Source organism: Pseudomonas sp. PME37.24/025 (assembly GCF_055556615.1).
On the sequence record NZ_JBVHNK010000021.1, the window covers coordinates 31,887 to 46,521 of the forward strand.

A 14,635-nucleotide genomic window follows, 5' to 3' on the forward strand; every position below is an offset into this window, starting at 1 on the left:
CCTATATGAATAGATCTTCCGCGTTGCTCCTCGCTTTTGTCTTCCTCAGCGGCTGCCAGGCCTTGGCACCCGTTTCGTCGGACGGTACGCCGCCGGTCGAAGACAGCACTCCGGTTCCTGAAAAGCCCAAGGTTTACAGCTCGTTCAGTGAAGAAACCGTCTTCAGCCTGTTGAGCGCCGAATTGGCTGGCCAGCGCAATCGTTACGACATTGCCCTGGACAACTACGTGACCCAGGCCATCAATACCCAGGATCCGGGCATCTCCGAGCGGGCATTTCGCATTGCCGAGTATCTGGGTGCCGATCAGGCTGCCCTCGATACCGCACTGGTCTGGGCGAAAAACGCCCCGGACGATCTCGAGGCGCAACGGGCGGCAGCCGTGCAACTCGCCCGCGCAGGGCGTTATGACGACTCCATGGTCTATATGGAGAAAGTCCTGCAAGGCAAAGGCGACACGCATTTCGACTTCCTCGCCCTGTCCGCCGCCGATACCGACCAGGATACGCGCAACGGCCTGATGAAAGGTTTTGATCGCTTGTTGCAGCGCCATCCGCACAATAACCAGCTGATTTTCGGCAAGGCCTTGCTGATGCAACAGGACGGCGATGCCAAGGGCGCGCTGACCCTGCTCGAAGACAACCCGCCGGAGGAGGGCGAAATAGCGCCGATCCTGCTGCGCGCGCGCCTCCTGCAAGGCCTCAGCCGTGGCGATGAAGCCCTGCCGCTGCTGCAAAAAAGCATCAAGAAATACCCGGACGACAAACGCCTGCGCCTGACCTATGCGCGCATGCTGGTTGAACAGGATCGCATGGACGACGCCAAGGTCGAATTCTCGAGCCTTGTGCAGCAATACCCCGAAGACGACGAACTGCGTTACTCCCTGGCGCTGGTCTGCCTGGAAGCCAAGGCATGGGACGAGGCCAAAGGTTACCTGGAAGACTTGATTGCCCGGGAAAGCCATGTCGACTCGGCACACTTGAACCTGGGACGCATTGCTGAAGAGCGTAACGACCCGCAGGGCGCACTGATCGAATACGCCCAGGTCGGAGCGGGCAACGATTACCTGCCGGCGCAGTTGCGTCAGGCCGATATTCTGATGGGCAACGGCAAGACCGCCGAAGCCCAAAGCCGTCTGGCAGCCGAGCGCGGCGAGCAACCCGATTACGCAATCCAGTTGTACCTGATCGAAGCCGAAACCTTGTCCGCCAACAAACAGGGTGACAAGGCCTGGAAAGTCTTGCAGCAAGCCCTGCAGCAATACCCGGACGATCTGAATCTGCTGTATACCCGAGCCATGCTGGCAGAAAAACGCAATGACCTGGCGCAGATGGAAAAAGATCTGCGATTGATCATCAAGCGTGACCCGAACAATGCAATGGCGTTGAACGCTCTCGGCTACACCCTGTCCGACCGCACCACACGCTACGCCGAAGCCAAGGCCTTGATCGAGCAGGCGCACCAGCTCAATCCGGAAGACCCGGCCGTCCTCGACAGCCTCGGATGGGTCAATTTCCGCCTGGGCAACCTCGATGAAGCCGAGCGGTATTTGCGCCAGGCGCTGGAACGCTTCCCCGATCAGGAAGTCGCCGCTCACCTGGGCGAAGTCTTGTGGGCCAACGGCAAACAACGCGAAGCCAAGAAAATCTGGAGCAAGTTCCTCAAGGAACAGCCCGACAGCCCTACCCTGCGCGGCACCATCAAGCGCCTGACCGGATCAGAGACTCTTTAAGATTATGTTTTTGCGCCACATCATTGTTTTCTGCTTCATCGCCCTGCTCGCCGGTTGCGCGGGCTTCGGCGCCCGCGAATCGGTCCAGGGTCAAGGCAACACGGCCCAATGGCGCGAGCACAAACAGCAACTGACCGGCCTCGACGGCTGGCAGATCAACGGCAAAATCGGCATCCGCGCGCCAAAAGATTCGGGTAGCGGCACGTTGTTCTGGCTGCAACGCCAGGATTACTACGACATCCGTCTTTCCGGCCCGCTGGGTCGTGGCGCGGCCCGCTTGACCGGTCGCCCGGGCAAAGTCTCGCTGGAAGTGGCCAATCAGGGCCGCTATGACGCATCGACTCCAGAAGCCCTGGTTGAAGAACAACTGGGCTGGAAATTACCGGTATCCCATCTGGCATGGTGGGTTCGCGGGCTCCCGGCCCCGGACAGCAAAAGTCGCCTGACCCTCGATGTCGACAGCCGCCTGGCCAATCTTGAACAGGATGGCTGGCAGGTCGAGTACCTCAGTTATGCCGAGCAAAACGGCTACTGGCTGCCCGAGCGGATCAAACTGCACGGCACCGACCTTGATGTCACGCTGGTGATCAAGGAATGGCAACCACGCAAACTGGGGCAATGAACATGACTGCGCCACGTCTGACATTGCCCTCGCCCGCCAAGCTCAACCTGATGCTGCACATCCTGGGTCGCCGTGAAGACGGTTACCACGAGTTGCAGACGATTTTTCAGTTCCTCGATTACGGCGATGAAATCACCTTCGCCGTGCGCGACGATGGCGTGATTCGGTTGCACACCGAATTCGTCGACGTCCCTCACGACAGCAACCTGATCGTTAAAGCCGCAAAAAAACTTCAGGAACAATCCGGTTGTTCGCTGGGTGTCGACATCTGGATCGAAAAAATCCTGCCCATGGGCGGTGGAATCGGTGGTGGCAGCTCGAATGCAGCGACCACATTGCTGGGCCTCAATCATCTTTGGCAGCTGGATTGGGATGAGGATCGGCTGGCTGCGCTGGGCCTTACACTGGGCGCCGACGTCCCGGTTTTCGTGCGTGGCCACGCGGCTTTCGCCGAGGGCGTGGGGGAGAAACTCACCCCTGTAGAGCCCGAAGAACCGTGGTATCTCGTGCTGGTGCCGCAAGTATCTGTAAGTACAGCAGAAATTTTTTCAGATCCACTGTTGACACGTAACACTCCTCCCATTAAAGTGCGCCCCGTTCCCAAGGGAAACAGTCGAAATGACTGCTTGCCGGTGGTAGCAAGGCGTTACCCAGATGTACGTAACGCATTGAATTTGTTAGGTAAATTTACCGAAGCAAAACTCACCGGAACTGGAAGTTGTGTGTTTGGGGGCTTCCCAAGCAAAGCTGAAGCTGATAAAGTCTCGGCCCTTCTGACAGAGACCCTTACAGGGTTTGTAGCAAAAGGAAGCAACATTTCGATGTTGCATCGCAAGCTGCAAAGTCTGCTCTAAAAGGAATCGAGTACTGGGTACTCGTTGCAACAGATACAGGGGCGTCGCCAAGCGGTAAGGCAGCAGGTTTTGATCCTGCCATGCGTTGGTTCGAATCCAGCCGCCCCTGCCATTTTCCTATACTCATCCAGGTTACCCTCAGCCTTCAGGTACTGCGCGTGTCCAAGATGATGGTCTTTACGGGGAACGCTAACCCCGATCTGGCTCGGCGTGTTGTACGTCAGCTGCATATCCCTCTCGGTGACATCTCTGTCGGTAAGTTCTCCGACGGCGAAATTACTGCCGAGATCAATGAAAACGTCCGCGGTAAAGACGTCTTCATTATTCAGCCGACTTGCGCTCCGACCAACGATAACCTGATGGAACTGGTAGTGATGGCTGATGCCTTCCGCCGCTCCTCGGCTACTCGTATCACTGCTGTTATTCCTTACTTTGGTTATGCCCGTCAGGATCGCCGTCCGCGTTCCGCACGTGTGGCTATCAGCGCGAAAGTCGTTGCTGACATGCTTACCGTAGTCGGCATCGACCGTGTTCTCACGGTTGATCTGCATGCTGACCAGATTCAGGGTTTCTTCGATATTCCGGTAGATAACATCTACGGCTCCCCGGTACTGGTGGACGACATTGAAGATCAGCGCTTCGAAAACCTGATGATCGTGTCCCCGGACATTGGTGGCGTCGTGCGTGCACGGGCTGTTGCCAAATCCCTGGGCGTGGATCTCGGGATCATCGACAAACGCCGTGAGAAAGCCAATCACTCTGAAGTGATGCATATCATCGGTGATGTCGAAGGGCGTACCTGTATTCTGGTCGATGACATGGTCGATACCGCCGGCACTCTGTGCCATGCGGCCAAGGCCCTGAAAGAGCATGGCGCTGCCAAGGTTTTCGCCTACTGCACGCACCCTGTGCTGTCGGGTCGGGCGATCGAAAACATTGAAAATTCCGTGCTGGACGAGCTGGTGGTAACAAACACCATCCCGCTGTCCGCTGCAGCACAAGCCTGTGCGCGTATCCGCCAACTGGATATCGCACCGGTAGTTGCCGAGGCGGTCCGCCGCATCAGCAATGAAGAATCGATCAGCGCGATGTTCCGTTAAGGGCCCTGCCCTTTTCATTACATCTCGTTGACGAAAAGCGCCCCGCCCCGGCATTCCTGTCGGGGCGGGGCTTTTTTGCCCATATCGCCTTTAAGCGCTGGTCGCAAACGCTGGGGCGAATGTGGTTATTTTGGAGATACAACATGAACGATTTTACTCTGAATGCTGAAGTGCGTTCCGACCTGGGGAAAGGTGCGAGCCGCCGCCTGCGTCGTCTCGCAAGCCTGGTTCCAGCTGTAGTTTACGGTGGCGAAAAAGCCCCTGAATCCATCAGCATGCTGGCTAAAGAAGTTGCCAAACTGCTCGAAAACGAAGCGGCTTACAGCCACATCATCGAGCTGAACATTGGCGGCACCAAGCAAAACGTAATCATCAAAGCCCTGCAGCGTCACCCGGCCAAAGGCCACGTGCTGCACGCTGACTTCGTACGCGTTGTAGCTGGCCAGAAACTGACCGCTATCGTGCCTGTACACTTCGTTGGCGAAGCTGCTCCGATCAAGAAAGGCGGCGAAATCTCGCACGTTGTTTCTGAAATCGAAGTGACCTGCCTGCCAAAAGACCTGCCTGAATTCATCGAAGTTGACCTGGCTAACGCCGAAGTCGGCGCGATCATTCACCTGTCTGACCTCAAAGCCCCTAAAGGCGTTGAATTTGTTGCTCTGGCTCACGGTAACGACCTGGCTGTTGCCAACGTTCACGCTCCACGTGTTGCTCCAGAAGCTACTGAAGGCGCAGCAGAGTAATTTCACTCTGTTCGCCGGAGTGACCGGAAACATCGCGGACTAGAGCGTAGCGAGAAAGCGGGCGAGAACGCGGAGTTTACATAATGGTAAATGAGCACTTGTCGTCCACTTTCGCCGCACACCCTGATTGCGGCGATGTTATCCACCACTCCAAGGAAGGGCCCCTATCGTGACTGCCATCAAACTGATCGTTGGCCTGGGAAATCCAGGCGCTGAATACGAACAGACCCGGCATAACGCAGGGGCCCTTTTTGTTGAGCGCATCGCGCACGCGCAGGGTGTCAACCTTGTGGCCGATCGCAAATATTTCGGCCTGACCGGGCGCTATTCGCATCAGGGTCAGGATGTTCGTCTGCTGATTCCCACCACCTACATGAACCGCAGCGGCCAGGCCGTCGCGGCACTTGCCGGCTTCTTCCGTATTACGCCTGAAGAAATCCTGGTGGCGCATGACGAACTCGATCTGCCTCCGGGCGTTGCCAAGCTCAAACAGGGCGGCGGCCATGGCGGTCACAACGGGTTGCGCGACATCATCGCGCAACTGGGCAATCAGAATACCTTTCACCGCTTGCGGCTTGGCATTGGCCACCCGGGCGTTGCCAGTATGGTTTCAAATTTCGTCCTGGGTCGTGCGCCACGCGCCGAACAGGAAAAACTCGATGCCAGCATCGACTTTGCCCTCGGCGTGCTGCCGGATATCCTCGCCGGTGAATGGAACCGCGCGATGAAAAACCTGCACAGCCAGAAGGCCTGACTCTTACCCGAGGGGAAACACCATGGGATTCAATTGCGGCATCGTCGGCCTGCCTAACGTCGGCAAGTCCACCCTATTCAACGCCCTGACCAAATCCGGGATCGCGGCCGAGAACTTCCCCTTCTGCACCATCGAGCCGAACACCGGTATCGTGCCGATGCCGGATCCGCGTCTGGAAGCCCTGGCAGCCATCGTCAATCCAAAGCGCATCCTGCCGACCACCATGGAATTCGTCGACATCGCTGGCCTGGTTGCCGGTGCCTCGAAAGGTGAAGGCCTGGGCAACAAATTCCTCGCCAACATCCGCGAGACCGATGCCATCGCCCACGTGGTCCGCTGCTTCGAAGACGAGAACGTGATTCACGTCTCCAACAGCGTCGACCCTAAACGCGATATCGAGATCATCGACCTGGAACTGATCTTCGCCGACCTCGACAGCTGCGAGAAGCAACTGCAAAAAGTCGCCCGCAACGCCAAGGGTGGTGACAAGGACGCCGTGGTCCAGAAAGGCCTGCTGGAGCAACTGATCGCTCACTTCACCCTCGGCAAGCCTGCGCGCACGCTGATGAAGAACATGGGCGCCGACGACAAGGCGGTGATTCGTGGCTTCCATCTGCTGACCACCAAGCCGGTCATGTACATCGCCAACGTCGCTGAAGACGGTTTCGAGAACAACCCGCTGCTGGACATCGTCAAAGCCATCGCCGAAGAAGAAGGCGCCATGGTGGTTCCGGTCTGCAACAAGATCGAAGCCGAAATCGCCGAACTGGAAGACGGCGAAGAGAAAGACATGTTCCTCGAAGCCTTAGGGCTAGAAGAGCCTGGCCTGAACCGCGTGATTCGTGCCGGCTACGAAATGCTGCACCTGCAGACCTACTTCACCGCTGGTGTCGAAGAAGTCCGCGCCTGGACCGTCCGCGTCGGTGCCACCGCACCACAAGCCGCTGGCGTGATCCACACCGACTTCGAAAAAGGCTTCATCCGCGCCGAAGTCATCGCCTATGACGACTTCATTCAGTACAAGGGCGAAGCCGGCACCAAAGAAGCCGGTAAATGGCGCCTGGAAGGCAAGGACTACATCGTTAAAGACGGCGACGTGATGCACTTCCGCTTCAACGTGTAAAGGCTTCTACTGAACCTGAGTGAACCGTACCAAACCTGAAACCGGCCTGAAACCCTTGTTCTTACAAGGGTCTGCCAAATATCCAGAGCTCAGTGCGGTTCAGCAAGGGTGATAGTGTTCTAGAGAAAAGCGGGGTAGCACCAGGGGTATCACGATTTCTGGATGGGGGTATTTTCTTCATCCCTCACAGATACCCAAATGCCTAAAGACCTGATCACAGACGCTAAAGTACGCACTGCAAAGCCCGCTGCCGCCCCTTACAAGCTTGGGGATGGCGGCGGGCTTTTTCTTTTGGTGCAGCCAAGCGGTAGCAAGCTATGACGATGGAAATTTCGACTCGATGGCAAGGAAAATGTTTTTGCTATCGGCTCTTACCCAGAGATTGGTCTTGCCGAGGCACGCTCAGAACGTGACGCAGCTCGCAAACTGACGAAGCTTGGACTTCCTCTATCAGTGCGCGCGCAACCCCTTAAGGTCTGAGTTTTAAGAGGGTGTAGCTCGGACGCTTACCTAGCATTCTGAGTTAAGCAGTATTAATGTCAGCGTTTAACTCCAAAGCATTGCGAGAGTTCAGGAAAGCAGCCATTGCGGACATCCGATGCGTACTGGCCCACTGCATCGCGGATAACAGCATGGGCATCGACATAACGTTTAGCGAAACGCGGTACGAACTCACCGCCAAGACCCAGGATATCTTCGATCACCAGCACTTGGCCATCGCAAGCGGGCGAGGCCCCGATTCCGATCGTTGGCACGCGCAGTACCTCGGTTAACTCTCGGGCTAGCGGCTCTGCTACCCCCTCCAGCACGATGCAAAAAGCACCTGCTGATTCCATCGCCGTGGCTGCATCACGGATAGAGTTCGCCGATTGATCGTCCATACCTTGGGCTCGGAACCCACCCATGGTGTTGACAAACTGAGGCATCAACCCGATATGCGCCATCACTGGAATGCCTCGTTCCACCAGAAACTGCACGGTGGGCGCCATGACCGCACTACCTTCCACCTTTACCGCTGCGATATTCGCCTCCTTCATCAACCGCGCTGCACTGCGGAAAGCCTGAGCCGGTGATTCTTGGTAGGAGGCGAACGGCAGATCAGCCACCACACACGCGCGGCGTGTAGCACGCACTACCGCGCGACTATGTTGTATCGTCTGATCCAATGTGAAATCCAGCGTGTTGGGCTGCCCGTAAGCAACCATCGCGGTCGAATCACCCATCAGGATAACGTCAACAAATTCGTCAACAATCTCAGCGATCGATCGATTGTGCGCGGTCAACGACACGATCTTGCGTTTGCCCTTGTAAGCCCTGATATCTGGTACGGTTAGACGGCGGGTTTCACTGACAGCGGTACTCATGAAGTTAGTTCCTCGCGAAAATAGCGTTGAAGGAAAGACCTCTTAAAACGAGGCTGACGCCAAGTCGGCTTTGGGCGACGCGCCCGTCATCTGGTCAAAGAATTCGACTATCAGATCAAGTGTGTGCTCCGTCTGATCAAGATGCGGCGAGTGTCCGCAATCGATCAGGCAATGCTGGGTGACAACTCCGGGTATCTTCCGTTGAATCGCGCTCAGTTGCGCCAGCGTTCCGTACTCGTCCCGATCGCCCTGCAGCAACAAGACCGGGCAACTAATATCGGCCAAGCATTGCTCAATATTCCAGTCACGAAAATGATCGGCCAACCAGACATCACTCCACCCCTCAAATACTGCTTTGGGATCGGGATGAAACAGAGCGAGTTGTCGTTCCAGGTTCCCGGCCAAGAACGATTTTCGCGCGACGTCAATGCCGCTCAATGTGATGGATTCGACGAAAACATGTGGAGCAAGTAGCACCAGCCCCGCAACAGGAGATTTGCTCGCATGGAGCAACGCGATGGAAGCGCCATCGCTATGACCAACCAGCACTGGATTACGAAGCTCCAGTTTTTCCAGCAATTCAGGCAATACCTGCTGCGCCTCCACGTGCATATAGTCTGAACGGCGTGGCAGATCCGCTCGAAACGAGTGACCGTAGCCATAGCGGCTATAAGTGAGCACTCGGCGTCCGGTCATTGCTGCCAGTCGATACGGGAAACGTCGCCACATCGCAATGCAACCGAGCCCCTCATGCAGCAGTACAAGCGGAGGACGATCTGACTCACCGTCGATCAGCAAATAATCAATTTCTCCGCCATTCAGCGAGATCGTCGCCATCATTCACCCCCTACCGCAATAGCCAAACCGGGTTCCGGTGCCGGGCCAAGCCCCAAAACCGCACGGCTGCTGAAAATCACCAATATCGTCACTAATCCGCCGAACAGGCCTATGGTTGAAGACATATCCCATACGGACAAAAGCAAGCCCACCCCGACCACGGGCACAATCAACCCCAAATATGCCGCGACGAAAAAGCCCGAACTGACTTCCGCAATACGATCGGCAGGAGACAACATCGTCACCAACCCCAGACCTCCGCGGAGCACCATACCCGCGCCCATCCCTCCCAACACCGCCCCCCCCAGGAACAAAGATAAGGATGCAAAATGAAATGCCAGCCATACACAGGCCAAAGCCAAGGGCAGTAGCAAAACACCCACTGGAACTACTCGACGGGGCGACAATCGCAACACCAACAACTGGCCAATGGCAGCACTGCAAAAAGTCAAAAATACAATGCCTCCGCTCAACAGAAGGCCACTGTGATGCAATCCAACAGCGAGGAAACGACCTGCCAGTGCTGCGAACAAGCCAAGAAAGCTAAATCCGCACAGCACCGACATCGCCACGGCCATAAAGGCTTGCCGCATCTCACTCGGTATCCGCAATCGCTGCAATCGTAACGGTGGGCGAGAACCTCCATGCATCACTGTTTCGGGTAGCCATGGCAACAGCACACTTGGCAACAGCATGAACAGCAGTGCTATATAACTGGCATGGAGCGGATGCGCCGCATTCTCTGCCACCCAGCCAGACAGTAACGCTCCAAGCCCTAGACCACTCATGTTGCTCAAGCTGGAGATCAGAGCCGCGAGTGACCGATTACATAGCAACTCGGTCAGATAGGCAGTCGTGGCACCCACCATCAACCCTACTGCCATCCCGGACAATACTCGCCCAACGAACAAACCGGCTAACGTGGGCCAGAGTAAAAAACTCAACAGACTGGCAAATGTCAACCCGATCCCGAGCCCCAGCACTGCTCGTCTGCCCAACAAATCAGACAATCGACCAAACACCATCAGTTTGAACAGGATGGCTAGTGCGTAGGACGCGAATACCAACGTCACCACAAATGGAGACAAGCCTAATTGCGTGGCATAGAGCGGATACAACGGCGTCGGCAACGTACCCACCATCATTACCACCAACAACAGATAAGTGCTGAGCCAGGCGGCGCGTCCGAATTGGGTTGGAATTCGCATGAGCCACTACCAGTTAATCTGTCGTGCATCGAACAGATTAACCCCCAGTTGGGCCTTGCCTAAGTATTCCAGACAGTCCATTGGCTTGGCCGGCATAACACTGCAAAAGAACGATTCGCGCAGGAATCGTTCCAGCGGTCGGCTACGATTCAATGTGCTCGCACCACAAATCTTAACCGCCGCCATTGCCATCTTCGGCGCAAGCTCACCGATGAAGTACTTAGCAGCATGCACAGCGGCATTCGCCTCTATCGTTCCGCGCCGTTGCACGATGAGTGTGCCAGCCTCATTCAGCAACGCTCGACCCGCTTGTAATTCAGCCGATAGCCTGCCTACTTCCTGATGGATCGCGCTAGATTCAAGTTGGGAAGGCGTGGAACGCACGGCCTCGGTGATGTGTTGCAGCAACGCAGTAGCAATCCCGAGATAAACACCGGTATAACCGGAAATCATCCAATGAGGCTCACGTACCAGCTTGAATAAAGACATCCCTTCGACTGCCAGAAACAAACGCTGGCGGGTCAAAAGCACATTTTCAAAAGTCATGCTGGCGGTCTGGGTACCATTCATGGCAAACCCGTCCCAAACTTGGCCGTAACGCACACCTTCGTCATTGCGACCGACCACGAAGTGGCTGATTTCGCTGTCGCTGTCGTTACCCTCAGGTTTTGCCGTTACTACGATATAGTCTGCAGCGCCTGCCAACGACACGAAAGACTTGTTGCCATTGAGCAGGAAACCGCCTTCATGCGGGCGGTAATGTGTCTGGATACCTCGTAACCGCGCACCACTACCCAGCTCTGACGTTGCAGATGCAAACATCTTGTTGTGCGATATCACCTCATCAAATACCCAGGAGCGAAAGGCATCCGCAGCCGCTGACAGCGATTTCCCCGCCGACTCACATAACGAGCCAAGCGCCACATTGTGCATATTGAATCCCAGCGCAGTTGCCGCGTCATACTGAGCAAGTCGCGCCAGAACCTGGCTATATTCCAAATAATTTAGACCCGCCCCCCCAGCCTCGCGAGGGATCAGCAACCCCAACAGACCAGACTCCTTGATCAGTTGATAGCTCTCGCTACTATCCGATTGTTGGTTATCTACCAACGGAGCCAAGTCGACCAGCCGTGTACCGATGCGATCCACCAACGTGAGAATTTCATCGATTTGATGTGGCAAAGCCATATGCGTTGACCTTATGTATATGATTCAAAAACTCTAGCGCTCAGTTCTCGACTGGCAAACCAGCCTGGCGCGCCACGCTGATACGTAGCAGATCGTTCGCCCCCGCATAGGTCATTGAAGCCAATGGACTGATGAGATCGATCGCCCGACCGGAATCGGCGATGTAAGAACGCACACCACCTAACTGGGCCGCCAATTGCGACAGCCGCGTAAAGTCTTCAGAAACCGATATCTTCACCATCGCAGCCTCACCACTCAATTGACGGATAGTCACTCCGGCATCGATGCGCCGCGCAATGCCATATAGCAATTTTCGCGAACGATAAAGAGCCATGCTCATGTCGGCCACATGCCCGGCCACCAAGTGACTGGAACCCATGGATCTTCCAAAATGACTTCGATCCCGGCTCCACTCCACCGTCTGAACCAGCATCCTGCGCATGGGTCCCAGCGCATACCCCATGAGGAGAGCTCGCTCCCAGGTCGTAGTCGCGGTCAATACAGAGAAACCCGCCCCCTCGCCTCCCAACAGGCTGTGCTCCTCCAACCGCACACCGTCAAAGGTCAACACGCCCATCGGTACACCGGGCAATGCGGCCTTGTTCAGCGGCTCACTACGCAATACGCCCGCATCCGACAGGTCAACTAGTGCGACTGATAAATCGAATGGTGATCGCCCCTTACCGGTACGAGCGAACACCAAAGCGTGATCTGCTACCGGGGCAGCGGTAATGAAGCGCTTCTCGCCCGTCAACCGATAACTACCGTCCGCCTGACGTTCAGCCACGGTTTCCATCGACATCGGATCACTACCGCCATGCGCTTCAGTCAGCGCGTGACACAACAGCGTCTCCCCATCTTCCAGGCCTGCCAGTTGTTTCCGCTGCTCGGTATTCAGCCAAGTCTGCATGGGTAATTGCATACCGAACAACTGTGAAGCAAGTGCATAGCAAAGGGCAGGACTCACGCCGCTCATGCCCAATCCTTCCACCATGGCGAGCTTGTTTGTCACCGTGCTATTGGAAGAACGCAGCAGCCCTGTAGCCGCTGCCAACAACCATTGCTCGCGGAAGGTTTTTCCTTCCAACTTAGGCAGCAAAGCCTCCCCTTGGATGCAGCTCTCCTGCACCGTTTGTTCAACTATCTTGTCTTCGTCTCCGAACAGCATCACTCGCCCTCTCTGTTATCGGCACAGACTCAAGCGAGCTCGACCAGGCTGGCTTCAATTACAGCCCATAGCGCGGCAGGCGTGCGAAATGAAGCTGCGACGACTTTGTTTTCAGGGAAAGCTATCTCGAACTTTTTCTCAACGTCGACGACAATGGATATGATCGTGAGAGAGTCCAACCAACCTTCCTCCAGTAACGCCGTATCCGGTACCACAGTAAGGTCTGCACTTTGGTATTGCGTCAGCAGATTTGACTGAATCAGCGAGCACAGCGTTTCAATGTTCTTCATTACCTATCCCTTCCATGGTTACACTCAACATGCTCAAAGCACGTCGATCTATTTTGCCGTTGGCAGTGGCTGGCAGCTTTCGCGCCATACGAACTCCATCCGGTCGCATCCTCTTCGGCAATGCTCCGCTCAAGCCGCGAACAATGTCATCACGACCTGCACCAGCACTCACCACATGTACCCAGATCTCGCAATCCGGCTCTGTGCCTTGGCGAGCCACAACTGCGGCAGTTTCAACGCCCGGCAATGCCAATACCGCACTTTCTATGTCCAGAAGATCAATGCGGTGGCCGCGACGCTTCACCTGATGGTCACGTCGACCTTGCAGATGAAAGCGACCATCCGCCGCCTGATACCCGATATCCCCCGTGCCATAGGCCAACCTTTCCACTCCATCGCGGAAATACACTGCACGGCGGGCATCGCGACATACGCCATCAACCAAATAACCAGCGAACACCGTCGGCCCTGCAACGAAAATCTCACCCTCCGACGCTGCGCGACCGTCGTCACCGATGATTTCGACTTCCACTCCATCAATCGCCCAACCGATCGACGGCAAAACCGTCTCGATACTCGGCAAACTCACCTGTTCTGCGGTGCACACATTGGTTTCCGTAGGCCCATACAGGTTGTAGAACGGCAAGTCGGGGAATGCAGTCAGATAGCGCTTAAGCAGTTGTGGCGGGAACGGTTCACCCGCGTACAACGCAGCGCGTAGTGCAGACGGCCTCGCTTGCTCAATCCCGCCCTGCTGTAGCAGCATCTGATACAAGGTGGGTACTGCGTAGAACACTGAGATACACTGCTCACCCAGCCAACGCGTCACATCGCGAGGAAAAGTCTTGAGATAGTCTGGCAACAGGCAAAGACAGGCTCCAGCCAGTGCGGTCGAGAATAGATCGAAGGTCGTCAGATCGAATGTGAGTGCCGCTTGTGATCCAACACGGTCCTCACAGTCCAGAGCAACTGCGCGTGCCGCCCAGGCAGAAAAATGTAGGACGTTGGCATGGGACAGGCATACACCCTTGGGCGCGCCGGTACTGCCTGATGTAAACAAAACATAGCCACCCTCGCACCCGGCATGTCGAAGTGGTTGTCCTCGCAAGGGGAACAGCCATAGCCCGCCCACTGTGCGAGCGTCGCCAGACTGACCATGAATGGAAACCACCTTAGATGCTGCTGCTTGGCTTGCAGGGGTAGCCAATAAAAAATCCAGGTCGGCGTTGGCCAACATCCGTGCGCCCCGTTCTGCGGGGTCCTTGACATCCATCGGAGCTACTAATGCCCCCAGCCTTAATGCGGCATAAATCGCCACAACAGCGGCTGCGCTCTTCGCAATATAGATGCCTATTCGATCACCGGCATGCACTCCTTCTGCACGCATCAACTCGCATAATTTATTAACCGCTTCGTTCAGTTGTTGATAGTTGAATGACGCGTCTTCCGCTTGTAGCGCGGGCCTCTGTGGATAGCGCTGTGCAGCTTCAACCAGCGTCTGATCAAGCCGAATACAATCATTGAACAAGGTTGGCCTCTACTTCTGATTTGACGTTCCCCGTCTTGGCATCCGGACGTTTTGGAGGACGGATAGTAGAAGGATTTTTCCAACCAGAGTGAGTGAACAATTTTTATAAACTCTATGCGGAAATGG

General features: G+C 55.9%; 14 protein-coding genes, 1 tRNA gene and 1 pseudogene. 9 read left to right on the forward strand and 7 right to left on the reverse strand.

Features of this window, described 5'->3' with window-relative positions; genetic code table 11:
- Positions 1-5: 5 nt before the first annotated feature.
- The 9 genes and pseudogenes from ACZ3HH_RS28110 to ACZ3HH_RS28150 form a co-directional block, all read left to right on the forward strand.
- Positions 6-1,730, forward strand: a complete 1,725-nt coding sequence (locus ACZ3HH_RS28110) for a tetratricopeptide repeat protein (protein WP_465809605.1) — start codon at positions 6-8, stop codon at positions 1,728-1,730.
- A gap of 4 nt (positions 1,731-1,734) precedes the next feature.
- On the forward strand, positions 1,735-2,352 hold the full coding sequence (gene lolB / locus ACZ3HH_RS28115) for a lipoprotein insertase outer membrane protein LolB (protein ID WP_367372932.1): 618 nt from the start codon (positions 1,735-1,737) through the stop codon (positions 2,350-2,352).
- A 2-nt stretch (positions 2,353-2,354) separates the two neighbouring features.
- Positions 2,355-3,206 carry a 4-(cytidine 5'-diphospho)-2-C-methyl-D-erythritol kinase gene (ispE, locus tag ACZ3HH_RS28120; protein WP_465809607.1) on the forward strand — a complete coding sequence of 284 codons (852 nt, stop codon included), beginning with the start codon at positions 2,355-2,357 and terminating at the stop codon, positions 3,204-3,206.
- Between the two features lie 37 nt (positions 3,207-3,243).
- Positions 3,244-3,318: transfer RNA gene (locus tag ACZ3HH_RS28125), tRNA-Gln, on the forward strand.
- A 46-nt stretch (positions 3,319-3,364) separates the two neighbouring features.
- On the forward strand, positions 3,365-4,306 hold the full coding sequence (locus ACZ3HH_RS28130; protein WP_003171603.1) for a ribose-phosphate pyrophosphokinase: 942 nt from the start codon (positions 3,365-3,367) through the stop codon (positions 4,304-4,306).
- Between the two features lie 143 nt (positions 4,307-4,449).
- A complete protein-coding gene (locus tag ACZ3HH_RS28135; protein WP_465809609.1) occupies positions 4,450-5,049 on the forward strand; it encodes a 50S ribosomal protein L25/general stress protein Ctc in 600 nt (199 codons plus the stop codon).
- 169 nt (positions 5,050-5,218) lie between these two features.
- Complete coding sequence (pth, locus tag ACZ3HH_RS28140; RefSeq protein ID WP_259496602.1) at positions 5,219-5,803, forward strand: aminoacyl-tRNA hydrolase; 585 nt, start codon at positions 5,219-5,221, stop codon at positions 5,801-5,803.
- 22 nt (positions 5,804-5,825) lie between these two features.
- Positions 5,826-6,926 (forward strand): redox-regulated ATPase YchF, encoded by a 1,101-nt coding sequence (gene ychF / locus ACZ3HH_RS28145; RefSeq protein WP_008011955.1) that lies wholly within the window; start codon positions 5,826-5,828, stop codon positions 6,924-6,926.
- 336 nt (positions 6,927-7,262) lie between these two features.
- Positions 7,263-7,406, forward strand: a pseudogene (locus ACZ3HH_RS28150) (Arm DNA-binding domain-containing protein); the annotation flags it as partial.
- Between the two features lie 59 nt (positions 7,407-7,465).
- Here ACZ3HH_RS28150 and panB read toward each other — a convergent pair.
- From panB to ACZ3HH_RS28185, 7 genes are read right to left on the reverse strand one after another with little or no spacing between them, the layout of a single operon-like run.
- Complete coding sequence (panB, locus tag ACZ3HH_RS28155) at positions 7,466-8,290, reverse strand: 3-methyl-2-oxobutanoate hydroxymethyltransferase (protein WP_465809612.1); 825 nt, start codon at positions 8,288-8,290, stop codon at positions 7,466-7,468.
- A gap of 42 nt (positions 8,291-8,332) precedes the next feature.
- Positions 8,333-9,130, reverse strand: a complete 798-nt coding sequence (locus tag ACZ3HH_RS28160) for an alpha/beta fold hydrolase (protein WP_465809614.1) — start codon at positions 9,128-9,130, stop codon at positions 8,333-8,335.
- Complete coding sequence (locus ACZ3HH_RS28165) at positions 9,127-10,335, reverse strand: MFS transporter (protein ID WP_465809616.1); 1,209 nt, start codon at positions 10,333-10,335, stop codon at positions 9,127-9,129. The genes ACZ3HH_RS28160 and ACZ3HH_RS28165 overlap by 4 nt, the downstream gene beginning before the upstream one ends.
- A 6-nt stretch (positions 10,336-10,341) precedes the next feature.
- Positions 10,342-11,523, reverse strand: a complete 1,182-nt coding sequence (locus ACZ3HH_RS28170) for an acyl-CoA dehydrogenase family protein (RefSeq protein WP_081013737.1) — start codon at positions 11,521-11,523, stop codon at positions 10,342-10,344.
- A gap of 40 nt (positions 11,524-11,563) precedes the next feature.
- Positions 11,564-12,691: an acyl-CoA dehydrogenase family protein gene (locus ACZ3HH_RS28175; RefSeq protein WP_465809619.1), complete on the reverse strand. Its 1,128-nt coding sequence runs from the start codon at positions 12,689-12,691 to the stop codon at positions 11,564-11,566.
- 29 nt (positions 12,692-12,720) lie between these two features.
- Positions 12,721-12,981 carry an acyl carrier protein gene (locus ACZ3HH_RS28180; protein WP_465809621.1) on the reverse strand — a complete coding sequence of 87 codons (261 nt, stop codon included), beginning with the start codon at positions 12,979-12,981 and terminating at the stop codon, positions 12,721-12,723.
- Positions 12,968-14,509: an AMP-binding protein gene (locus ACZ3HH_RS28185; RefSeq protein ID WP_465809623.1), complete on the reverse strand. Its 1,542-nt coding sequence runs from the start codon at positions 14,507-14,509 to the stop codon at positions 12,968-12,970. Before ACZ3HH_RS28185 ends, ACZ3HH_RS28180 begins: the two co-directional genes overlap by 14 nt.
- Between the last annotated feature and the right edge of the window lie 126 nt (positions 14,510-14,635).

Bases quoted from the DNA above. Each gene is read 5' to 3' on its own strand.
- lolB (WP_367372932.1), top strand. From the start codon at position 1,735: ATGTTTTTGCGCCACATCATTGTTTTCTGCTTCATCGCCCTGCTCGCC.
- ACZ3HH_RS28110 (WP_465809605.1), top strand. From the start codon at position 6: ATGAATAGATCTTCCGCGTTGCTCCTCGCTTTTGTCTTCCTCAGCGGC.
- ACZ3HH_RS28175 (WP_465809619.1), bottom strand. From the start codon at position 12,691: ATGCTGTTCGGAGACGAAGACAAGATAGTTGAACAAACGGTGCAGGAG.
- ispE (WP_465809607.1), top strand. From the start codon at position 2,355: ATGACTGCGCCACGTCTGACATTGCCCTCGCCCGCCAAGCTCAACCTG.
- ACZ3HH_RS28170 (WP_081013737.1), bottom strand. From the start codon at position 11,523: ATGGCTTTGCCACATCAAATCGATGAAATTCTCACGTTGGTGGATCGC.
- panB (WP_465809612.1), bottom strand. From the start codon at position 8,290: ATGAGTACCGCTGTCAGTGAAACCCGCCGTCTAACCGTACCAGATATC.
- ACZ3HH_RS28135 (WP_465809609.1), top strand. From the start codon at position 4,450: ATGAACGATTTTACTCTGAATGCTGAAGTGCGTTCCGACCTGGGGAAA.
- ACZ3HH_RS28165 (WP_465809616.1), bottom strand. From the start codon at position 10,335: ATGCGAATTCCAACCCAATTCGGACGCGCCGCCTGGCTCAGCACTTAT.
- ACZ3HH_RS28160 (WP_465809614.1), bottom strand. From the start codon at position 9,130: ATGATGGCGACGATCTCGCTGAATGGCGGAGAAATTGATTATTTGCTG.
- ychF (WP_008011955.1), top strand. From the start codon at position 5,826: ATGGGATTCAATTGCGGCATCGTCGGCCTGCCTAACGTCGGCAAGTCC.
- ACZ3HH_RS28180 (WP_465809621.1), bottom strand. From the start codon at position 12,981: ATGAAGAACATTGAAACGCTGTGCTCGCTGATTCAGTCAAATCTGCTG.